This window comes from Enhygromyxa salina (genome assembly GCF_002994635.1).
In the GTDB taxonomy this organism is placed as follows: domain Bacteria; phylum Myxococcota_A; class Polyangia; order Nannocystales; family Nannocystaceae; genus Plesiocystis; species Plesiocystis salina_B.
Genome location: NZ_PVNL01000066.1, coordinates 18707 through 39931, shown reverse-complemented (window position 1 = coordinate 39931; position 21225 = coordinate 18707). Strand labels below are relative to the sequence as shown.

Sequence of the window (21225 nt, the reverse complement as noted above, 5' to 3'; positions counted from 1 at the left end):
GACGGCCAGCTGGATCTGGTCGTGACGTCGGACTGGGACGGGGTCGACTTCGACGTGCTCGGCTACCCGAACGCGCCGCACTGGGATGTCTACAAGGGTGGCGCGAACGGGTTTGCGAACAGCGCGACGACGTGGACGGTGCCGAGCGGCGGCTGGACTGGGCAAGGGTTCGTGCGGCTGAGCGGGAACGCCTCGGATGCCGGCGATCAGGACTGGACGACGACAGATCTCGACGGCGACGGGCAGCTGGATCTGGTCGTGACGTCGGACTGGGATGGGGTCGACTTCGACGTGCTCGGCTACCCGAACGCGCCGCACTGGGACGTCTACAAGGGTGGCGCGAACGGGTTTGCGAACAACGCGACGACGTGGACGGTGCCGAGCGGCGGCTGGACTGGGCAAGGGTTCGTGCGGCTGAGCGGGAACGCGTCGGATGCCGGCGATCAGGACTGGACGACGACGGATCTCGACGGCGACGGGTTCGTAGATCTGGTCGTGACCGCGGACTGGGACGGGGTCAGCTTCGAGGTGCTCGGCTACCCGAACGCGCCGCACTGGGACGTGTATCGCGGCAGTGAGGACGGATTCGAGGCCGCCGCCGTCTCATGGCCCATTCCCGCTGGCGGCTGGACGGGGCAGGGCTTCGTGCGTCTGTACGGGTCCGCCTCCGATGCTGGCGACCAGGACTGGACCACCACCGATCTCAACGGCGACGGCTACCCGGACCTGGTCGTGACCGCGGACTGGGACGGGATGAGCTTCGAGGTGCTGGGCTACCCGAACATGCCGCACTGGCGCGCCTACTTCGGCACCCCGTAGGATCGTTCGGGATACACGCGAGTGACGTCGAAATTGGGCCCCGCGGATGGCGTGGCGACGGAGATGCCACAAAGGTCCAGCGATTGTCACCTTGCTCACGGTGTGTAGCGAGCTCCGCCCACTTCGTAGTCCTGTCCAAACCCGCCCCAGATGATCATTTGGTCTTCGGCGAACACGGCGGCGTGATTCCAGCGTGCGCTCGGCTCGGGTCCCGACGCCGCCATCGGACGCCATTCATCCGTCTCGGGATCATAGATGGCGCCATCGGCCAGCTGCTTCTTGCCCTTTCGTCCGCCCCACACGATGAGCTCGGTCCCCGTCCACAACGCGACGTGGTCTTCTCGGCGAGCGGGCGCGCCGGTCGAGGACATGCGGCGCCATGTATCGGTGGCTGGATTGTAGAGCGCGCCGCTCGACAGCTGTACGAGCTTGTCTTTAGGTCCGTCGTCGCTCGCTAAACCGGCCGATTCGGCTTTCGAGCGCGCGGCATCGTCTGCATGCACTGTTTCGACCGCTTCCCCGACCGCTTCCTCGACCGCCTTCTCCGACCGCATCTTCCCCGGCGTGTACTCGTGCACGGCCCCGCCCCACACGAGCATCTGCGTGCCCGTCCACACCACGGTGTGATCCTCGCGCGGCTCGGGGGCGCCGTGGGCAGACATGGGCCGCCAGCTGTCCGCGCTTGGGTCGTAGCGGGCGCCATCACGAAAATGTTGGCGATGGTCATCCGCGCCCGACCAACCACCCCACACGATCATCTGCGTGCCCGTCCACACCGCGCTGTGGTCTTCGCGTGCTTGGGGCGCGCCGACCATGCTCACGCCATTCCAGGTGTCCGTGGTCGGATTGTAGCGAGCGCCCGAACCCTCGTGTTGACGGTAGAGCGTGCGACCGCCCCAGATGATCATCTCTGTACCCGTCCACACTGCGGTCGCATCATCACGCGGCGAGAGGGGACCCGACGCGGTCGGTGTCCAACTATCGGTGGTCGGATTGTATCGACCGCCCGAGGCGAGCAGCTCGGTAGTCTCGTCGGCTTGATTGCCGCCCCACACGATCATCTGGGTACCCGTCCACACCACCGCGTGGTCATCACGCGGGTCGGGGGCGCCGACCTGTGTCATCACGCTCCACGTGTCCGTGGCCGGGCTGTAGCGCGCGCCGGTGTTCAGCGGCTCGATGACCCCCGAACCCCGCACTTCTCCGCCCCACACGATCATCTCCGAGCCCGTCCAGATCGCGGTGTGGTCCTCTCGGCCGCGAGGGGCGCCCACCGTGGAGACGGCTGCCCAACCTTCCGGCCGAACACGAGGGCGAGGGGCGACCTCCACTGGCTCGCGCTCTGCAACGATGGGCGTGGCGTCGACGCGTGCGCCGGGCTCGGACATGGCGTTGTCTGATCCACAGCTAGCGAGTGAGAGCGCGGACATGCCAATGAGTTGGGCGTTGCGTCGCAGCCCGCGCGTGCCGGCCTCGACCTCGTGGGCGGTGGCTATCTCGTTGGCGGCCATGGCGTTCGACACGATCGCCGCAACACGTGGAGCACGGCAAGAAGAATTATCGCTGCCGAGCACGACGTCTCTAATCCGTGTTGTCTTCGATCTCGCGTGTTGAGTACTTGATCGTCGAGCACCCGTCGTCGTGTGGGGGCTGGTTGACAGCTCGACTCGCGGCGAGGACGATTGCGACGTGGGAAGAACAGATCGTTCGATCAGCGCGGATGCTCGCTCATGTGGGGCTGCTGACGCTCGGCTGTGACAAGCCCACCACGCCGCCGCAGCAACGCGAGCCGCAGCCCGCAGCGGTCGCGCCGGCCGAGCGCGACCCCGAGCCCCCGCCCGAGCCGCGCTTGTCGATGCTGCGCGTGACGGACAGCGGAGGTTGTGTGGTCGAGGATCGCACGCGGGTCTGGCTGGTGGCGAGGCTGGTCGGGCCGTTGTGGCGCGACCGTTGCCGCCCCGTCGGCGGTCGTGGCATTGGCGGCCGTCGCATCTGACCCGCCTCGTTCGACCTCCTCCCACGCCCACGAGCTCCTCGGCCTGACCCCGGCTCAGTCAGCGGCACTGACGGCGTAGAGGAAGCGGGCGTAGCCGATCTCGGCGGCGCTCTTGGTGAGCTCGACATTGGCCCAAGCGATGACGTCGCCGAACGGACGGTCCTGAAAGGGCCATCGTGTCCGCTGGGTCGAGCGCAGCTCCTCGTCGGTGACCTGCTCGAGCATTGTCCTCCACCGTTGCTGGAGGTGGCGGACCCACTCGCGAACATTGCCTGCGGTGCCAGGCCACATCACGTCCTCGCGCGCGAGCTTCCCGTCGCCAAAGGAGTGGTCGAGCACCATGGACCACCAGAAGCCGAGGTGCCATGTCAGCCACGCGAGGCTCGAAGGTCCGAGGTCATACCCCTCGTGCTCCGGCCAATCGGCGCGCCACCTCCCATCCGGGAGCGGATGTACGTGCAATCCCTTGGAAGCGGGGCGCCACAAACATTCTTCGGTTGTGAGGCTCTCGAGGTGGTACGAGGTGAGCGCCCACGCCGTTTCGAACTGCCGGAGCAAGTAGTCACGCGCTTCATTGGCCATGGGGGAGTGTACCCGCTCAGTGGCGACGCCGCCGTCGAGACGTAGATAGGCGGCTGGCCCGGCTGGACCGAGCGGCGAGGCGTTGCGCCACGTCACGCCCTCGCCCGAGAAACTCAAACGATCTCGGCGGGATTCGGGCCAAGGCCGCGCCATGATTGCGGAGATCCGCAACGCGCCCAATGGGTAGCCGCCCGCCCAGCCGCCCCAGCATTTTTTACCCCAGCACCACAACAGCCGATCACCCCGACCGCTGCTACGCTCGGCGTATGAACATGGAGACGGCGGTGACCTTCGGTCGGGCGATGGGTCGGGCGATCCGCGACTCGAACGAGACGCAGGCGCTGATGGTCGTAGAGGACATCTCCTCAGCATACCGAATGGACCACCTGGTGGGGATGATGCACGCCAGCAGCGAGGGCCAGGCCGTGCTCGCCGACCGCCCACGCATCGACTCGAGCACGATCGAGCGCGATGAGCTGTCATCGCTGCCTCGCGGCACGCTGGGCCGCGAGTTTGTCGAGCATCTGCGTCACCACCTTCTCGACCCAGACCTGCTCACGACCCCGTGCACGCGCGCGCGCACACCCGAGACCCGCTTCATGCTCGAGCGCGTCCGCCAGACCCACGACATCTGGCACGTCGTCTTGGGCCTCGGTGCCCAGGCCCACGAGGAGGTGCTATTGCACACCTTTCAATGGGCGCAGCTGCGCATGCCATACTCCGCGCTGATCCTGCTATTTGGCACGGTCAAGCACCTGATCGGCGAGGCCCGCTGGAATATCCTGCGGCACACGATGCGCGGCGGCTACCAGGCCGGGCGCCGGGCGAGCCCGCTGTTATCAGTGTATTGGGAGCGACACTGGGAAGATTCAATCCCGAGCTTGCGCGAGCGGCTGGGGGTGATCCCCAGCAACCGGTGGGGCGAAAGCTGAGCTGCTCTCGGCGCTCTAGAAGGGGGCTCTCGACGCATCTCGTGTGTCCGTGGCGACGCCGGCACTCGGGGCAGCTTGACACTCCGGACCCGCGATCGGATACACGTCGCCCTCATGCCCGCAACAAATTCGACCCGACTCTCGACTGGTTTGGCCTTGCTCGCGCTGCTGGTTTTGCCGTCCGCTTGCGGATCCGATGACACGGCAGACTCGACCACCATGGACTCGACCGGTGGCGGCAGCGGAGACGGAGACGGAGACGGCGACGGCGACGGCGACGGCGACGGTGGGGGAGACGGCACGTCCGACTGCACCCCGCCTGGCCTCGATCCGGTCACCTGCCAGGCCGGCCAGTACTGCGCCGACCCAGTCCTGGCGATGTGTGAGAACGGCTGTCTGAGCAACGCCAACTGCCTGTCTGACCAGACCTGCGTGAAGGAGGCCGGTGAGGACGTCGGGACCTGCCAGAACATGGCGGGCGAGGGTCCAACCGAGGCCGAGTTCTGCGAGAAGCTGACGACCTGCGACCCGAACGTCACGATGGAGCTGTGCGCCATGTTCTACGTGGGCACCAACGAGGCCTGTCACACGTGCATCGTCGACGGCAACTGCGGCGACATCAACGACGGCTCGTGTGACGCCGCCTGCGGACTGTAGTCAGCCGCCACCGTGACCCGAAGCTTCGCCAACGAGCGGGTGTTCATCACCGGCGGATCCAGCGGGATCGGCCGGGCGATGGCCTGTCAGCTGGCTAGCGAGGGGGCGCACGTGTGCATCGTCGCGCGCGGCCAGGCTGCGATCGATGACACGGTCGCGCAGATGCAGACGCTGGCGGCTGCGCCGACCCAGCAGCTGTTTGGCCTGGCCCTGGACATCGGCAAGCGCGAGGACATCTTCGCGCTGGTCGATCCCGCGCTCGAGCGCCTCGGCGGTCTGGACGTCCTGATCAACAACGCTGGGATCACCCACCCCGCGTCGTTCGTCGACACCCCCGACGAGATGTTCGACTCGATCATGCGGGTCAATTTCTTCGGCACGGTCCACGTGACCCGGGCGTTGTTGCCAGCGCTGATCGAGAGCCGCGGACAGATCGGGATTGTCTCGTCGCTCGCCGGGGTGATCGGGATCTACGGCTACACCGCCTACGGGGCCAGCAAGTTCGCCCTGCGTGGGTTCGCCGAGTCGCTGCGCCACGATCTGATGCAGCACGGGATCGACGTGACTGTCGCGTTCCCGCCCGACACCGACACGCCGCAGCTCCAGCAAGAGAACCTGATCAAGCCGCCCGAGACCCACGCGCTCGCGGGCAAGGTCGTGGCGCTCAGCGCCGAGTTTGTCGCTCGCGAGACGCTCGAGGGGCTGCGCCGCCGCCGGGTCTACGTGAAGCCGGGGTTCGGCACCAAGCTGGTGATCTTCGCGGCCCAGCGGTTCCCCGGGATCACGCGGTGGTTCCTGGACAACGACCTGCGCCGGTTTCAACGCAGGCAGCTCGCCGCGCTGGCGAGCGGCGACCCAGCCAAGCGCGGAGACTGAGCGCGCTACTTCTTGAACGCGCGGGCTTGGTCGAGCACGGCGCTGACGACCGTGAAGCGCTCATTGAGCTCGGCCTGCAGCGCGGCTTTGCCCTGCTTGTACTTCTCGCCCTCGAGCTGGCGGACGAGGTCGGCGCGCACGGCCTCGAAGGGCAGGGGCCCGGGTTGGTAGTGCCCGAAGCAGCGAATTACGTAGTAGCCCTTGTCGGACTTGATCGGCTGGCTGATCTCCCCGACCGCGAGTGAGAACGCCGCGTCGGCGTACTCGGCCACCATCTGCTGGCGGGGGAACAGGCCCATGTCGCCGCCACGAAACGCGCCGGGTCCCTCGGAGTAGGTGCGGGCGAACTCGTTGAAGTCGACGCCAGGGGCGAGCGCGGCGGTTCGTAGCGCGTTGGCGCGGGCCAGGGCGAGCTGATCCCAGCTCGCGCGCTCTTGCTCGCTCGCGGCGGCGCTGACGTCTGGCAGCGTGGGCTGGATCTTCTCGTCGCCGACGCGCGGGCCGTAGGTGATCAGCAGGTGCGAGGCGCGGACCATCTCGGCCTGGGCGACGAACATCTCGCGGCCGGCCTCGTAGGCGGCGGTGAGCTCGGCCTCGGTGGGCTCGAGCACGACGCCGCGGGCCGCCAGCAGGGCCCGCTCGCGCAGGTAGTCGACGTTGGCCTGGTGGCGGATCTCGACGGTCTGGCCGATCCGATCGAGCCACGCCGGCCAGTCGCGCACGTGCTCGCGCTCGTCGGCCTCGGTCTGGGCCAGCACCGCCGGATCCAGATCGACCTTGCTGCGCTGGGCCTCGAGCTCGAGCTGCTTGGTCCAGGCCAGGCCCTCGATGATCGTGCGGCGCTGCATGGCCTGGAATGGCTCGGGGACCACGCCGTCGTCGCGCCGGGCCAGGACCATGGCGGCGGCGGGGGCATAGCGCTGCTCGAACGCCGCGCGCGGGATCTCGTGGCCGTCGACGGTGGCGATGACGTCCGGGAGCTCCATGAGCTTGCCGGACTTGCCGGACTTGCCCGCTGGCTTGACGCTCGGCGAGTTCTCGTCGGCCGTGTCTGCAGAAGCTCGAGCGCCGGCGTCCTTGCCACCTGCGCCCGACTTGCAGGCCGAGGTGGCGAGGAGACCGGCGGCGCACAGCCAAGCGCAAGCGGTCGCGTGAGTGACAAACGCCGTAGCGCGAGACGAGGGAGTCGAGCGGCGCACCCTCGCCGAGTACCGCAACTACAGGAGCGTGTCGACGAGCCCGACCGCCGGGTACGGATCTTCGTTGGTCCCGCCACCGGGCGGCGGGAAGTACTCGATCGCCAGGGTTGGATCGAGCAAGAAGAAGTGCGGGAACGCGTTGCCCAGGAAGGTATCTTGAACCTGCTGGGTCTCGTCGACCAGGATCGGGATGTAGTTGTCCTTGTGGACCGTGAACCAGCTCTGCGCGTCGGCCAGGGTCGGGGCGCCGCCAGCTTGGTCCTGGACGATGAAGGTCACCCACCAGATCCGCAGGCTGTGGACCTTCTCGCGGACCGTGGGGTACAGCTCCTGGATCCACGTGGTGTTGGCGTCGTCGACACCCTTGATCCAGTTGGCGACGTTGTGGCACGGGCCGCACCACTGGGCCGAGATGTCGAAGATGAAGAACGCCGGGGTCATCGCCTGATTGACCGTGAAATTGGCGAAGTCATAGACGTCGACGTAGTCGCCGTGCTGATCCAAGAAGCTCTGGCGGGGGAACGGCTTGCCGACCTGCTTGCCCGTGGTCGCCCAGGTGCCCTGCACGAGCTCGTCTTTGTTGGGGTTGTAGGGCCAAAAACCGGTGTAGATCCGGCTGTCGTAGTCGAGCGGGTCGGTGCCCTCGGCCAGCTCCCACGGATCCCAGTAGTTGTCCCCGTCGGTGTCCTTCTTCTTGGGATCGGTGCCGAGCTCGGCCTCTTCTTCGTTGGTCAGGCCGTCTTCGTCGTCGTCGAGCGGCTCGGGCTCACCGGTCTCGGTCTCGGTCTCGGTGTCGCCGTCACCATCACCGTCGCCGGAGTCCGTCTCGCCCTCGTTCACGCCGTTGTCGTCGGTGCCGCCGTCGCACCCGGCGAGCGGTGAGAGCAGGAGAGTACTGAGGAGGATCAGGCGAGTTGTTTTCATGTTGGTCACCGATGCAGGACGGGTGTGAGCTCGCGCCCGACACGCACAATTAGCACACAATTTGCTAGTTTGGTCGGGATTGCGAGCGGGCGCCATCAGCGTGCGTGAGGATCCACGCGAGAATTACGGAACGAGTCGAGGGGGCACTCTGCGCGCTCGACAGCACATTGGCGGCGCCGCGCCGAACCTTACAAACGAGGGTAGACTCGCAGGATGCAGCGTCGCTTGTTTACCTCCGCGTGCCTGACCTTCGCCCTCGCGTGCACCACCACCGATCCGGGGACGGGTGAGAGCTCCGACACCTCGTCGGACGCGACGGACACGACCGACGATGGCGACACCACGACCATGGGCGACGGTGACGGCGACGGCGACGGCGACACGGGCGTCGAGGTCCTCGCCACGATCGACGGCATGGTCGCGGACATGAAGATGAGCCCCCTGCCGGCGCCGGGCCTGCAGTTCTGCGGTCCGATCGATGACCAGGGCGCGGTCAAGCTGTGCATTCCGGTCCCGGTCGACGACACGGGCGCGTTCGAGATCGACGTGACCGAGCTTGGCGTCTGGAACCTCAAGGTCGTGCATGGCAACGCCGACGGCCGGTACTTCGCTGGCCAGGCGTTTCAGGTCACGATCGACGAGGGCGACGCGCTCGACTTCAGCTCGCCGCCGATCGTCGTGCCCGAGATCGCCAGCGTCACGGACCTGAGCGCCGCGATGGGGGAGACCCCGGTCACGATCGACAGCGCGCTGCGGGTGACCCTCGATCCCGAGCTCGCGCAGTCGCCCGACTTCACGGCGCCAAGCGAGCTGGGCGGGCTCGAGGTCGCGGCCGAGTTCTGGCGGGTCACCGAGGTCGACGGCAACCCGGTGATCGCCGCCTGGGCGTTCAACCCGTTTGGCGTCCACGCGGTCGAGGGTGAGTTTGGGTTCGAGATCGACAGCGCCCTGGGCCTCGGCGCCGGAGAGGCCGTGACGATCCACTACATCGAGAAGGTCAACGGGGTCATCCACGAGGCCGGTACCGGCGTCGTCAACGCAGAGGCGACCGCGATCGACATCACCGTGACCGAGGGCCTCCACGAGCTGTCCTGGCTGCTCGTCGTGGCTTCGTAAGCCTTTAGTGGCTTCGCAAGCCGTTAAAAGCTCAGGATCAGGTCCATGCGCACGCCCTCGAAGTCGGGCAGCTGACGGCACGAGCCGTTCACGCACAGCAACCCACCGACCTGCCGGCCCACGAACAGGCGCAGGAACGAGGACTCGAGGAAGTTCAGGCGCAGCTCGCCGCCGGGCCACACGTGAGGCTTGCGCAGGCAGTTGCCCTCGCACGGCTGGGGGTGCAGCTGACCGCCCTGGGCCGGGAACTCGCTGGAGTACCCGCCGATGAACGCGAACGTGAACCACGGCGACATGCCGTAGCCGAGGATCATGTTGCCGCGGTGAAACTGCTTGGGCGGGGCGCCGCCCTTTTGGACCTGCTCGTAGCGCCACTCCCAGCGCAGCGAGATCGAGTGGGCGAGGCCGCGGGTCTTGCCGACCTGCTGGTTGACGTAGAATTCCCCGTGCGGGAGCTTGCGGGTGTAGGGCGCGGCGTCGCCTTCGGGCGTGCGCTGAAACCCCTCCCAGCGGTAGCCGGCGAACGCCTGGACCTCGCTGCCCCGCTCGGCGTCGCGCCAGCGCATGCCCACGTAGCCGTGGTGGGCCATCTCGCCGACGTTGGGATCGAACATGTCCTCGTCGTTGATCAGCGCATACACGTAGCCGAGGTAGTTGCCGAGCAGCGTGACGCGTGACTTCTCGAGGGTGTGCTCGACCAGGATCCGGCCGCCCGCGGTGTTGCTGGCGGCGGGGATGATCTGGTCGGCGCGCTCGAGCGTCGGAGCTTGAATGTACTGGACCGTGGTCGCGGCGGTGTCCTTGCCCACGGTGTAGTTATTGTAATACTTGCCCTCGATCAGGACGAAGGTGTCGCCGAAGGTCAGCGAGTTCGACAGATACGCGGCGAGGCCATTCTCGACGTACTCGGGATAGAAGGTCTTGTGCTGGGGGTTGCGCATGAGGCCCGTGACCCCAGCGAACAGGTCCCAGTGCTTGCCGATGCGCTTGCGGCTGATGTCGCCGCCGACCAGGTGCAGGCCGTCGTGCTGGACGGTGTCGACCTTGTCGCCAAACCAGATGAACACGTAGTGACCGCCGAGCGTGATCTTGCCCGGCAGCTTGGCGTCGAAGCGACCGCCCGAGATGATGTCCGAGCACATCGTCCAGTACGGGGTGCCGTACTTGTTGGTCCGGAGGCCCGGGGTGTTCTCGCACAGCGCGTGGGCGTAGCCCGGGTCGCGGAACAGCTGCCGGGTCGCAAAGTCGCTCTGCTGGCGGTTGGCGACGCCGCCGATCCCGGTCAGATCGATGTACTTGGTGTTGACGTCGATCCGGCCGCCCTTGATCGTCGCGTCGACGCCGATGTCGGCGATCTTGCGGACCGCCAGGCCAATGCCCTGGCCAAAGTTGACGTTGAAGTCGCCGCCCGTGACCGTGAAGTTCTTGTTGCCAAACCGCAGCTGGAATCGCTCGACCCGATAGTCGGATCCAAAGTTGCACTGCGCGGCCTCGGTGTCGCTCACCGCTTTGCTGGGATCGGCGGCGACCGAGGCGTCGTAATTGGGGTTGGGGATCCGCGTGCCCGGATTCGCCGGATCGTCGATCGTCTCGCTGATCTGGTTGGCGTAGCTGTTACCGGTGTCGCACAGCGGCTGGTCCTTCGCGTTGAACACGTTGTGGGTGTCCAACCGGATCATCGTCGAGATCTGCCAGGTCTTCTTCAGCCGCGTGTCGCTGCCGAAGTTGAGGTAGTTGACGAGGGCCAGGAAGTCGTCGTTGTTGGTGTTCGGGTCGTAGTTGTCGCCGAAGTAGTCGAGGAAGGTCGTCGACCGAAACCACATCTGGGTGTTGCCGGTCGGCGGGATCTTCGGGTTTGGCGGGTGCGCGACCTCGTCACCGTGCTCGTCCGCGTGCGGGTCCTCGAGCTCCTCGACCGGCTCCGCTGCGGGCTCGTCGAGCGCGGGTGCGGGGGGCTCAGGCTCTGGTTCCGGCTCGGGCTCTGGTTCCGGCTCGGGCTCTGGCTCGACGTCAGGGAGCTCCGGGGGGTCGTCGGGCGGGTCGGTGTCGGCGGGCGGGTCGGTGTCGGCGGGCGCATCCGAGTCGGCGGGCGCATCCGAGTCGGCGGGCGCATCCGAGTCGGCGGGCGCGTCCGAGTCGGCGGGCGCGTCCGAGTCGTCGGTGTCGGCGGGCGCGTCTGCGTCGACCAGGTCGGCGTCAGGCGGCGCCGCGCGAGCGAGCCCGGGAGCCAGAGTCAAACCGAACAGCAGGGCGATCGTCCACCCGCTGCGTAGGCGCGGCGACGTGGCCATCACTGCGCGGGCAGCTGCTCGGTCAGGAATTCCTCGAGCTTGACCTCGTCGCCCTTCACGTAGCCTTGGTGCGACTTGAGGATGTTGCCGTCGGCGTCGAGGACGGCATAGAACGGGATGTCGCCCTTGGGGTTGAAGCGGGCGAGCAGGGCGGTCTCGGGGTCATAGAGGACCGGAAAGGTCCAGTTCTCTTGCGAGGCGAACCCCGGCACGCGCGAGATCGTGTCTGGGCCGTCAATGCTGATCGCATAGACGTTCAGCCCGCGGTCCTTCAGCCGATCATGAATGCCCTGCAGCTTGGCCAGCTCACCCGTGCACGGCACGCACCAGGTCGCCCAGAACGCGAGCACGTGCACGTCATCCTTGGTCTTGCTGACGATCGCGGTCTCATCACCGTCGAGGTTGTCCAAGCTGATGCCCAGATTGGCGTACACGTCCGACGGCGTGGTCGTGGCGGTCCCGCCGTCGCAGCCGGCGAGGATCGAGGACCCGCAGATCAGGCCACACACCAAGAGCGTGGGCAGGAGTCGGCCGCGGCCCGAAGCCGAACCCGGAATCAGAGATAGTGAGAGGAGCTCAGAAGTCGCCATAGGGATTGTTGATGAGTGATTGGATCTGGGCGGTGAGGATGTCGGCGTCGACGACTCCGCCGGTTCGACGAAAGATGATGTTCGCGTTGGCGTCGAACACGAGCGTGAATGGGATCGCCTCATTGGGCATCAGCTCGAGCTTGGCGCGCAGGCCCGCGACCTGGTCGACGTAGAGGATCGGGAGCTTGTCCTGCACGACCGTGCTGCTCCAGCCCGCGCAGCTGGCGGGGATCACCGGGCTGCCGGCCGCGCCCTCGTCGAGCGCCTGGATGAACTGGATGCCATCTTCGGCGTACTCGTCGACGAAGTCGTGCGCCCACTCCTCGCCCTCCATTCGGCACGGGTCGCACCAGATCGCGCCGAGGCCAAACACGACACCGCGGGTCTCGACCTCGGGCAGGCCCTCTTGCGGCAGGTACTGGGCGATCTGGACTTGATTGCCCATACAGTCGAACAGCAGCAGGTTCTCGAATCGCTCGCCGACGTCGAACCCGTACGGCCCAGGCGGGAACCCGCACGCGAGCGCTTCGCCGCCCGTGTCGGTGTCGCCGCCCGTGTCGGTGTCACCGCCCGTGTCCGTGTCGCCGCCCGTGTCAGCAGTCAGCGGGATCGCACACTCGCCGTCGCGATTGAGGAACTCGAAGTCCGGGTAGGTCCCCGGTCCGCCGCCGTCATCGCTCTTGTGGTCGCAGACTTCACAGGGCGGAAACGAGGGGATGCAGCCGAAGCTCACGCAAGCCAACGCGACCGCGACGGGAGCCAGGCGGCCCCGAAGACTCGTGGGTGGGTTGGGGCGGTTGCGCATCAGCTCTTCGTCCGGCTCGGAGCCTATCGGATCCACAATAGGAATGGAAGATTTGACGCAGCCAACACCGCCAGAATGGCGATATCAGCCCCGTGCAGCCGTATGCAAGCACACGGGCGTTTCGCGCAGGACCAGCGCTGTCGGCCCGCGCGTCGACGCGCAACTCAGCCGCCGTAGTTGGCGGCGGCGGTGGCCAGCGACTCGCTCATGCCCATGACCTCGACGTTGAACGCGGCGTCGATCAGGATCGCCGCGGGCACGCCACCCATGTGGACCGGGCCCAGGTAGATCCACAGCGGCTCGGTGCCGTCTTGCCCGGGGGTCGGATCGCCGACGAGGTGCACGTAGTCGTTGGGGTACATGTCCTCCCACGCCTGCAGATCCGCGACCGAGACCTCGCCAAAGTCGTTGAAGTTGTCGAGCAGGACCTCGACGAACCCGAGCGAGCCCGCCTCGAGCCCGGCGAGGATCGAGGCGACGTCGAACGAGCTGGCCTGGCCAGCCATACCTGCGGCGAGATCCTGGCACGGCCCACACCAGGCCCCGCTGATCACCAGCACGAACGGGGTGCCCTGCATCTCGCAGTAGTCCCAGTCCTCGCCCTCAGCCGTGAACCCGGCCCAGTGCGAGGCCTGCTGGCCGACGGTTGGGGTGCCCGCTGGCGCCTCGGTGCCCATGCAGGCGGGTCCTGGGTCGCCGTCGCCGTCGCCGGTGGTGGGGTCGCCGTCGCCGTCGCCGGTGGTGGGGTCGCCGTCGCCGTCGCCGGTGGCGGGGTCGCCGTCGCCGTCGCCAGTGTCGCCATCTCCATCGCCGCCAGTGGTGTCGCCGTCGCCGTCGCCAGGTGTTTCATTGCCGATCGAGCTGAAGTCGTCTGCGCCCTCTTCGGTGCAAGCAGACAGCCCGAGGGCAACACAGACGAACGCGATCGATAGCTGGCGCAGGTGCATGGCTAGATGATGGCTGATTCGATCCGTGTTGTGACACCGACCCGGCCAAATCAGGATTTTTGCAGCTGAGCGCCGTTCGGCGGGCTTGCCTGGCTCTAGCGCCACGGCGCTCGCTTCGCCATGTCGGCGTGTCACTCGAGGACGGGCGTCTCGGGCGGGTGCTTGGCATCGGGGACCTGCTCGCTGAGGGTCTTCGCGTCGATGACCTTCTTCTCGAGCAGGAGGTCGCGAAGCGCGACGAGCTCGTCGCGATGTTCGCGAATTATCTGCCGTGCCCGCGAGCGCTCGCGGTCGAGCAGGCTGCGGATGCTGGCGTCGAGCGACTCGCGGGTCCGCTCGGACAGCTGGTCATGGCCGCCGCCGAAGTCTCGGATCTCGAGCCAGCCCGGCGCGTCGACGCCCGCGCCGCCGTCGAGCCGCATCCCGAACGTCTCGATCAACGCCTTGGCCAGCACGGTCGCGCGCTCGACATCGTGGGCCGAGCCGATCGTGAGCTGATCGAGCAGCTCGTGCTCGGCCTCGCGGCCGCCGAACAGCGTGGCGATCGAGTCGACCAGCTGATCGTGGGTGACCACGTACTTGTGGGCTGGATCGGCGTAGCGGACGAACCCGAGCGCGCCGGTCAGATCGCCGCGGATCGAGATCCGATCGATCGCCGGGGAGTGCTCGGTGTGCAGGGCCACGATCGCGTGACCGCACTCGTGGGTGGCGACGACCAGCTCCTCGTCCGGGGTCAGCGTGGGCAGGTCCAGGTTGGCGGTCAGCGCGTGCTCGACGTCGGTGATCGTGGTCTCGTCGGTCCGGCCGTTGCGGAGCCGCTGGCGGGCGATCGCGCGGCACAGCGCCTGAATGTGATCCCCGCTCCAGCGACCGGTGTGGGCGTCGCTGCCCTCGATCGGGTGGCCGGTCTGGCGGACCGCGTGGGTCAGCGCAGCCTCGCTCATGTCGAGCCCGAGCCGCTGATCGTAGATCTTCAGGATCGCCTCGCGATCGTCGGCCTTGGGGTAGGGAATGTGGAGGTGAAACTCGAACCGGCCGGGTCGCAGCAGCGCCGAGTCGAGCGACTCGACGAAGTTGGTCGTGCCGATCACGAACACCATCTCGTTGCTGCGAAACCCGTCCATCTCGGTGAGCAGCTGGTTGACCATCGAGTGCTCGACGCCCGAGCCGGTGTAGGTGCCGCGCTGGGCCGCGAACGAGTCGAGCTCGTCGAACACGATCAACGAGGGCGCGCTCTGGCGGGCCTGGATGAAGATCCGGCGCAGGTTCTCCTCGGACTCGCCGACCCAGCGGCTCTTGAGCTCGGGTCCGTTGACGATCTGCACGGCGGCCCCGAGCGACGACGCGATCGCCTTGGCGAACAGGGTCTTGCCGGTCCCGGGCGGGCCCCAGAAGATCATGCCGCGCGGGATCAGGCCCTCGATCATGGCGATCTGCTGCGGATCATCGAGCGCTTCTTTGCGAGCGATGATCTCGAGGATGTCGTCCTTGATCTTGGTCTTGACGTCCGCGTAGCCGCCGATGTCGTCGTCGAGCGAGAGCTCCGGCACCGACAGATCACCCTCGAGCGTGGCCTCGCGGATCTGCGCCCACACTGGGCTCGGATCCTCGGGGTAGTCCTCGCCCTCGAGCGAGCTCAGCAGCTGGCGCAGTCGGATCGCGTGGACGCCCGAGACCTGCTTGTAGAGCTTGTAGACATCGAGGCCGTCGCGGCCGAGCTTGCGGGCGTCTCGCTGGGTCACGAGGTGGGCGAGCCGCTCGCGGGCGACCCCGATGATGCCGATGCGGTGCTGAAACAGGTTGGCGATGACCTTGGGCAGGTTGAACGAGGGATCGCGGAAGCCCAGCCACAAGATGTTGGGGTTCTCGTACAGCAGCGCGACGACCTCGCGGGCCTCCGAGGTCAGCGACCCGCTCGAGGTCGTGAGCAGATCCAGGTGCGGGAGCACCATGACCCGGCGGCCGTCGTCCTCATCGTGGGTGCCACCCCGGACCGCCTCGCGGAGCTGGCCGATCATGGTGGGGACCAGCGCCATCGGCATCTGGCCAGGCTCCTGCGGGACCCGGCCGTCGATGTAGTTGCAGCGGATCTGACGGCGGCGGAGCCGGCCGCGGAGGGCGGCGTAGAAGAAGCCAACGAGCCCCTTGTCACACTCGATCAGGACCGGCAGCGAGCGGGCGAGCGCCTCGCAGGCCCGGCTGAGCTCGTCGGGGTAGGCGGCCTCGACGGCGGCGAGGAGGGGCAGGTCGTCGGGGAGCTGAGCTTCGGGGATCGACATCTGTAGGCGGCGGAATGAGGGCGGAGGGGTCTCGTACCGAGGAGAGCGAGCACGCGCGGCAGCTGGATGAGTGGTCGCAAACAGCGGAACTGGGAGCGGGCGCGGGAAGCGAACTCGAGATCGCCCACCGAAGGGAACCCGAGCCCCCTTCTAGGGGGCCAATCATGCGACCGCGTACAAACGGCCGAACGGGAGCGAGCGAAGCGAGTGACCCCCGAAGTGCGACGGTGTATGTGGGGGTCATAGCTTGATCCGGATGGTGAGCGAGCCCGTGTCGGGGTCTTCGCTGATCTCTTGGACTTCGCCCATGGAGGCGGCTTTTTGTTTGAGCGCTTCGGCGGTGACGCGGTTGCTGATCTGATCGAGCTCGCGGCGGAGGTCGCCGAGCTTGCCCTCGAGCTTGGCGGTGACCTCGGCTTGGAGATCCTTTTGGCGTTCGGCGGCTTCGGCTTCGAGCTCGGTCTCGAGGGCTTGGCGGCCTCGCTCGCGGGTGGTGGCGTCGTTCTCGGCCACGGCGCTGACGACTTTCTCGCGGTGGAGCTCGAGCTCGCGGTCGGCGGAGGCGGAGACGGTGACGGTGGACTGCTTGGGATCGACGCGGACCTCGACGCCCTGGTCGTCGACGCGGACCCACTGGCCGTCGTCCCGCGGCTCGAAGCCGGCGGCCTTTAGCTCGCGCTCGAGGAGGGCGGCGGTCTGGTCGGGGGAGAGGATGTCGAGGATCTCGAGCTTGGACTGGATGCCGTCGTCGACCTTGACGTGGCGACGCAGGGACTCGGAGATGCGGATGCGATAGGCGCGGCTCATGGGGGCTCCGACTGTCGACGTCAGCTGGGGACGCCTAGTGAGTGTAGGGACTCGAGTTGGTTGGCGAGCAGCTTGGCGCGATCGAGGATCGCAGCGGGGAGCTGGGGCTGGTCGCGGTTGCGCTGGGGCGGCGGCGCGGTGGGCTCTCGCGCGCGGTGGAGGTATGTCCAGGTCGACAAGAGCAGCTGGGCGGCCTCGTAGTCGTCGTCGAAGTGGGGCACGAGGCCAGCTTGGTCGATCCAGACGCCGAGCGTGCCGAGGGCGCGCAAGAACGCGGCGGCGCCGACGAACGCGGCCTGGCGGGCGGACAGGGGGGCGCGAAGATCGAGGCCGGCGATCCACCAGCGGTGGTCGGGGCAGCGGCGCTCGGGGCCGCGGGCGAGCAGGTCGCGGGCAGCTTCGGCCACGAACCCGGCGAGATCGCGGCGGGCTGGGGTGACGCGATCGATCGCGCGGAACAAGCTGGAGAGCGCCTGGGCCTGGGCCTGGCCGATCTGAGTCATGACGTCGACGCGCCCGACCTCGCCCTTGGCCTGCTCCATCGCAACCCAGCGGGCCGCGAGCTCCGGCTGCAGCGCCTCCAAGATGATCGCGCCGTCGCCTTCGACGAGCGGGCGCAGATCCAGCGGCGGCAGTGGTTGCTGATCGGCCAGCGCGTCGGCGTAGCCGAGCTGACACAGGCCCGAGTGGATAAACGCGGGCTGATGTAGATCGCCGCCCGCGCGGAGGATGTGCTCGGCGGCGAAGTAGTGCAGCAGCTCGTCGGCGAGGCTCGGGGCCACGCCGCCAGCGGTCATGTGGGGGAGCGCGCGGGTGGGCGCGCCGACGTCCTCGCTGCGCAGCCACGCGAGCAGCTCGAAGCTGGCGGGGCCGAACCGCAGCGGCGGGAGCGTGGGGTGGCGCTGCCACAGGCGGCCGCGCTTGGGCTGGCCGTCGACGAGTGTGCGCCGGGTCTGCCAACCGCCGCGGCGGAGGATCTCGAAGCTCACGCCGCGGGCCAGGGTCTGCTGCAGCAAGCGCATGGCCGTGGGGCCGATCGCGGTGATCCGTGCGATCCGCTTGGGGTGCTGGCGCAGCGCCGGGAGGTAGCTCGGGCCCGGCGTGAGGATCGAGCGCGTGAGCGTGAGCAGCTCGGCTTCACTGCGCGACACTCGAGCCGGCGCAGCGGACGGCTGCGTGTCCCAGGGCGGACGCGGCTGGGTCATGGGATGGGGTCCTCGTGATCATGATTGGCGCGCGGTCGTGGTCGGCTTGGGCGTGACGGCGGCAGGCCCTTGGCGCCGGGTCCGTCGTGCTTGGGCCACGGCCAGCCATTGATGATCAGCTGGCCGTCGACCAGGCGCAGCTCGATCGTCTCGCCAGCGTGAAACACCGGATCATCAGGGCGATGGCGCGGGCTGAGGAAGTGCAGCTGTTGGTTGCGCGAGCCGATCCAGCGCCGCGTCGTGTCGGGTTGTTCACGCACGTAGCGGCCGTCGACGAGCAGATCTGTGGCGGCGAGCAGCCGACCGATCGCGGCGTCTTGCTGAGCCTGGAGGTCGAGCTCGGCGCGGGTGAAGCCCGAGTAGATCATGACCCCGAGGCCGGCAAGCTGGACCTGCTCGGCGAGCACCGCCAGCGGCCGCGCCTGCGCGAACGGTTCGCCGCCGAGCAAACTGACGCCGTCGAGGGGGGTGCGGGCGTGGGCGGCGAAGATCTGATCGAGGACGCTGGCGACCGTGCGAGCCGTGCCGCCCCCGAACCGCAGCAGCTCGGGGTTGCAACAGCCGGGGCAGCGCAGCGGACAACCCTGGACCCAGATCGCGTAGCGCCGGCCGGGGCCCTCGGCCTCGGTGTCGGCAACCTCGACGCCGACGTCGATCGTCAGCGCGAGCTCGTCCGTCGGGATCGCCATGCTCCACGGAGTGTGCACCGAAGCGAGCGCGGGCGCAGCCGCTTTGCTGGTGCGCCGCGGGCACACATGGTGCTCGAGCCCAGCGTGGAAATCCTCGCGCGGTGTCGGCCCTCGCGTCGACCCGTGGGTTGGTTCATGCTGCTCGGATGTCGCCGCCGAGCGCCACACCGCACCCGCGCGTCCATCGGGCCGAGTGGGCGCTGGCCCGGTTTGGCCAGCTCGCCAGTCGCAGCTTCGCGGCGCTCGAGCGCTGCGATCCTCCAGCGGACGCGCTGGTCGAGTGGTTGGCCGCAGATCCCGAGCGATCGAAGCGCTTCGATCTCGCGGCCGCGTGGCGGGACCCGGGCGGGCGCGAGCCGCCAGCGATCGCGGAGCTGTTCGAGTCGGTGCGCGAGGTCCCGGCGTGGGTCGACTGGGTCCGGGTCGAGCGAGCGCGACGGCTGTTCGAGCGGACGGGTCTGTTCGGTGGGTTCGTGCTCAGCCTGCGCGCGCTGATCGGCGGCTACGTGGCCCCGGCCGGGAACAAGCCGCTGGCGTTCTCGGGGCGACTGCGCGAGCAAGCCCCGCGGCGCGTGGCCGAGACCGCGCGCTTCGTGACCGCGGTGTGTGCCCCCGGTGGGATGCGGCCTGGTGCGCCGGGGTGGCTGATCGCGCTGCGTGTCCGCTTGATCCACGCGCAAGTGCGGCGGTTGCTGTGGGCCTCGGGTCGGTGGGACCGCGCGAGCTGGGCCATGCCGATCAACCAACACGACATGCTGGCGACGACCCTGCTGTTCTCCGAGGTCTACGTCGAAGGGCTGCGCGTGTTCGGCTTCGACGTCAGCGAGGAGGAGGGCGAAGACTGGGTCCACCTGTGGAATTTCGTCGGGTGGGTGATGGGCACCGAGGCCGAGCTGCTGCCGCGTGACTATGCCGAGGCGGCCGCGCTGCGTGAGCTGATCCAGTGGACCCAGGGGCCCCCGGACGACGACAGCCGGGCGCTCGCGGCCGCGCTGCTGGGCACGCCACCTACGCTGCCGGGCGGGCCCGCGGGTCAGCTGGCCAGGCTGCGCGCGGGGATGGTCTGCGGGATCTCGCGCATGTTGATCGGGGACGAAGTCGCGGATCAGCTGGGGATCGATCGCGCGCCCGTGTGGTCGCGCTTGCTGCCAGTCATCCCCAACGTGGTGGGGGCCAGCGAGTGGGCGCGGGTGCACGTACCCGAGCTCGAGGGCCCGCTACGACGCGCCGGAGCCAAGTATTGGGCATGGGTCGTCGAGATGTCGCTGCGTGGAGAGCCCGCTCGGTTCGCGCGTCCCGACCAGCTCGCCGGGGCGCGCTGACGTCTCGGCTCGCATGGCGAAAGCGGCTTTTTTCTGTATGAGTTCGGTGAGCCGGGGTACGCTCCGGGTCATGAATCGAACTCATTTAATCTGCCTGTCGATTACCGCTGCCCTCACGTTCGCAGTCACCCTGCCAGGGTGCACCGACGATGGAACCGGTGAGTCGGCTGAGACCGACACCACTGGCGACGGAGACGGGGACCCGAGCGGCGACGGAGACGGGGACCCGAGCGGCGATGGAGACGGCGACCCGACCGGCGACGGAGACGGGGACCCAGGCGATGGCGACGGGGACCCGACCGGCGATGGCGATGGCGACGGAGACGGCGATGGCGACGGAGACGGCGATGGCGACGGTGATGGCGACGGAGACGCCGACATCTCGTTCACCGACGACATCTACCCGATCATCATGGCTGGCTGTAGCTGTCACATCAACGGAATGCCGGCGCTGCTGGCCATGCCGAACGCTGCGACCGCCTACGCCAACTTGGTCAACGTGCCGGCCACCCAGGACGTCAACCTCAATCGGGTGACCCCGGGCGACGCGGACAACAGCTACTTCTTTCAGAAGATCGCCGGCACCCAGGCCACCGACACCAACCAGATGCCCAACACGGGCGGGCCGGTCTCGTCGAACCCGCTCGACGACGCCGACCAGATGTTGATCGCCGACTGGATCAACAGCGGCGCGGCGCTCTAGCCCACGTCAGCCCGCTCGCGCACGAGCCCGGGCCGCTACTCGCGGTCCGGGCTCGCTTCATTGGGATCTGCGTCGGGTCGCGTCACCGCCCAGGCCCACACGATGAACACGGCCTGGAAGGGCAGGCGCGCCCACGCGACCGCGGGCGACACCTCCAGGCCCGGCAGCTGAATGCCCTGTGTGGCCATCCAGATGTTGGCCGGCAGCACGGCGAGGAACAGCGCGATCAAACCCCAGCCAGCGAGCGAGCGAACCTGGGGGACGAACAACGCGACGCCCAGGAGGATCTCGAAGACCCCGCTGATGTACACCAGCGCCGCGTGGTACGGCAGGTAGTCCGGGACGATCATGATGAACGGCTCGGGGTTCACGAAGTGCATCAGCCCCACGAGGACCATCACCGCGCCGAGCAAGCCTCGGAACACGGCTTTGACCTGACGCTTTTGGGCGGACATGGCGGGGAGTATTGCCGATTCGCTGGTCCGG

The 21225-nt window shown here is 68.0% G+C and carries 20 protein-coding genes and 1 pseudogene; 8 read left to right on the top strand and 13 right to left on the bottom strand.

Annotated elements, in window-relative coordinates; translation table 11 throughout:
• Window positions 1-819: pseudogene (locus tag ENSA7_RS17720) on the top strand (hypothetical protein); the annotation flags it as partial.
• Between the two features lie 95 nt (window positions 820-914).
• Here ENSA7_RS17720 and ENSA7_RS17715 read toward each other — a convergent pair.
• Entirely contained in the window at window positions 915-2093 is a 1179-nt protein-coding gene (locus tag ENSA7_RS17715) for a Kelch repeat-containing protein (RefSeq protein WP_181233848.1), read from the bottom strand.
• Between the two features lie 446 nt (window positions 2094-2539).
• On the opposite strand from ENSA7_RS17715, the gene ENSA7_RS17710 reads away from it, so the two are divergent.
• Entirely contained in the window at window positions 2540-2815 is a 276-nt protein-coding gene (locus tag ENSA7_RS17710) for a hypothetical protein (RefSeq protein WP_146157815.1), read from the top strand.
• Between the two features lie 54 nt (window positions 2816-2869).
• Here the strand turns inward: ENSA7_RS17710 and ENSA7_RS17705 are convergent, their stop codons facing one another.
• Window positions 2870-3397 carry a DinB family protein gene (locus ENSA7_RS17705; protein ID WP_106090478.1) on the bottom strand — a complete coding sequence of 176 codons (528 nt, stop codon included), beginning with the start codon at window positions 3395-3397 and terminating at the stop codon, window positions 2870-2872.
• Between the two features lie 266 nt (window positions 3398-3663).
• On the opposite strand from ENSA7_RS17705, the gene ENSA7_RS17700 reads away from it, so the two are divergent.
• The 3 genes from ENSA7_RS17700 (at window position 3664) to ENSA7_RS17690 (ending at window position 5862) form a co-directional block, all read left to right on the top strand.
• Window positions 3664-4329, top strand: a complete 666-nt coding sequence (locus tag ENSA7_RS17700; protein ID WP_181233847.1) for a Coq4 family protein — start codon at window positions 3664-3666, stop codon at window positions 4327-4329.
• A gap of 219 nt (window positions 4330-4548) precedes the next feature.
• Window positions 4549-4986 carry a hypothetical protein gene (locus ENSA7_RS17695; RefSeq protein ID WP_106090476.1) on the top strand — a complete coding sequence of 146 codons (438 nt, stop codon included), beginning with the start codon at window positions 4549-4551 and terminating at the stop codon, window positions 4984-4986.
• Window positions 4987-4998: 12 nt separating this feature from the next.
• The gene (locus ENSA7_RS17690) at window positions 4999-5862 is read left to right on the top strand and encodes an SDR family oxidoreductase (RefSeq protein ID WP_106090475.1); all 864 of its coding nucleotides are present in this window, start codon (window positions 4999-5001) and stop codon (window positions 5860-5862) included.
• A 5-nt stretch (window positions 5863-5867) separates the two neighbouring features.
• Here ENSA7_RS17690 and ENSA7_RS17685 read toward each other — a convergent pair whose 3' ends face one another.
• Together ENSA7_RS17685 and ENSA7_RS17680 are read right to left on the bottom strand one after the other, a co-directional pair.
• Window positions 5868-7061 carry a peptidylprolyl isomerase gene (locus ENSA7_RS17685; protein ID WP_146157814.1) on the bottom strand — a complete coding sequence of 398 codons (1194 nt, stop codon included), beginning with the start codon at window positions 7059-7061 and terminating at the stop codon, window positions 5868-5870.
• An 18-nt stretch (window positions 7062-7079) separates the two neighbouring features.
• Entirely contained in the window at window positions 7080-7985 is a 906-nt protein-coding gene (locus tag ENSA7_RS17680) for a TlpA family protein disulfide reductase (protein ID WP_146157813.1), read from the bottom strand.
• 213 nt (window positions 7986-8198) lie between these two features.
• Here ENSA7_RS17680 and ENSA7_RS17675 point away from each other — a divergent pair, with 213 nt between their 5' ends.
• Window positions 8199-9101, top strand: coding sequence for a hypothetical protein (locus tag ENSA7_RS17675; RefSeq protein ID WP_106090472.1), 903 nt, complete (start codon window positions 8199-8201; stop codon window positions 9099-9101).
• Window positions 9102-9124: 23 nt separating this feature from the next.
• Here ENSA7_RS17675 and ENSA7_RS17670 read toward each other — a convergent pair whose 3' ends face one another.
• The 8 genes from ENSA7_RS17670 to ENSA7_RS17640 all read right to left on the bottom strand — a co-directional run bounded on the left by ENSA7_RS17670 (window position 9125) and on the right by ENSA7_RS17640 (window position 18714).
• Entirely contained in the window at window positions 9125-11392 is a 2268-nt protein-coding gene (locus ENSA7_RS17670; protein ID WP_106090471.1) for a hypothetical protein, read from the bottom strand.
• Window positions 11392-11982, bottom strand: a complete 591-nt coding sequence (locus ENSA7_RS17665; protein ID WP_181233846.1) for a peroxiredoxin family protein — start codon at window positions 11980-11982, stop codon at window positions 11392-11394. The genes ENSA7_RS17670 and ENSA7_RS17665 overlap by 1 nt, the downstream gene beginning before the upstream one ends.
• Window positions 11969-12787, bottom strand: coding sequence for a TlpA family protein disulfide reductase (locus tag ENSA7_RS43805; RefSeq protein ID WP_181233845.1), 819 nt, complete (start codon window positions 12785-12787; stop codon window positions 11969-11971). The genes ENSA7_RS17665 and ENSA7_RS43805 overlap by 14 nt, the downstream gene beginning before the upstream one ends.
• Before the next feature lie 164 nt (window positions 12788-12951).
• Window positions 12952-13734: a TlpA family protein disulfide reductase gene (locus ENSA7_RS17660; protein WP_106090469.1), complete on the bottom strand. Its 783-nt coding sequence runs from the start codon at window positions 13732-13734 to the stop codon at window positions 12952-12954.
• Window positions 13735-13865: 131 nt separating this feature from the next.
• The gene (locus ENSA7_RS17655) at window positions 13866-16013 is read right to left on the bottom strand and encodes an AAA family ATPase (RefSeq protein WP_106090468.1); all 2148 of its coding nucleotides are present in this window, start codon (window positions 16011-16013) and stop codon (window positions 13866-13868) included.
• 240 nt (window positions 16014-16253) lie between these two features.
• Window positions 16254-16820 carry a hypothetical protein gene (locus ENSA7_RS17650; protein ID WP_106090467.1) on the bottom strand — a complete coding sequence of 189 codons (567 nt, stop codon included), beginning with the start codon at window positions 16818-16820 and terminating at the stop codon, window positions 16254-16256.
• A gap of 20 nt (window positions 16821-16840) precedes the next feature.
• Window positions 16841-18025, bottom strand: coding sequence for a hypothetical protein (locus ENSA7_RS17645; protein WP_146157812.1), 1185 nt, complete (start codon window positions 18023-18025; stop codon window positions 16841-16843).
• Window positions 18022-18714: a 4Fe-4S single cluster domain-containing protein gene (locus tag ENSA7_RS17640; RefSeq protein WP_106090465.1), complete on the bottom strand. Its 693-nt coding sequence runs from the start codon at window positions 18712-18714 to the stop codon at window positions 18022-18024. Before ENSA7_RS17640 ends, ENSA7_RS17645 begins: the two co-directional genes overlap by 4 nt.
• 146 nt (window positions 18715-18860) lie before the next feature.
• Here ENSA7_RS17640 and ENSA7_RS17635 point away from each other — a divergent pair, with 146 nt between their 5' ends.
• The gene (locus tag ENSA7_RS17635) at window positions 18861-20036 is read left to right on the top strand and encodes an oxygenase MpaB family protein (protein ID WP_106090464.1); all 1176 of its coding nucleotides are present in this window, start codon (window positions 18861-18863) and stop codon (window positions 20034-20036) included.
• A gap of 70 nt (window positions 20037-20106) precedes the next feature.
• Window positions 20107-20739: a hypothetical protein gene (locus tag ENSA7_RS43800; RefSeq protein WP_181233844.1), complete on the top strand. Its 633-nt coding sequence runs from the start codon at window positions 20107-20109 to the stop codon at window positions 20737-20739.
• A gap of 35 nt (window positions 20740-20774) precedes the next feature.
• On the opposite strand, the gene ENSA7_RS17625 is transcribed toward ENSA7_RS43800, so the two are convergent.
• Window positions 20775-21194: a DoxX family protein gene (locus tag ENSA7_RS17625; protein ID WP_106090463.1), complete on the bottom strand. Its 420-nt coding sequence runs from the start codon at window positions 21192-21194 to the stop codon at window positions 20775-20777.
• Window positions 21195-21225 lie beyond the last annotated feature (31 nt).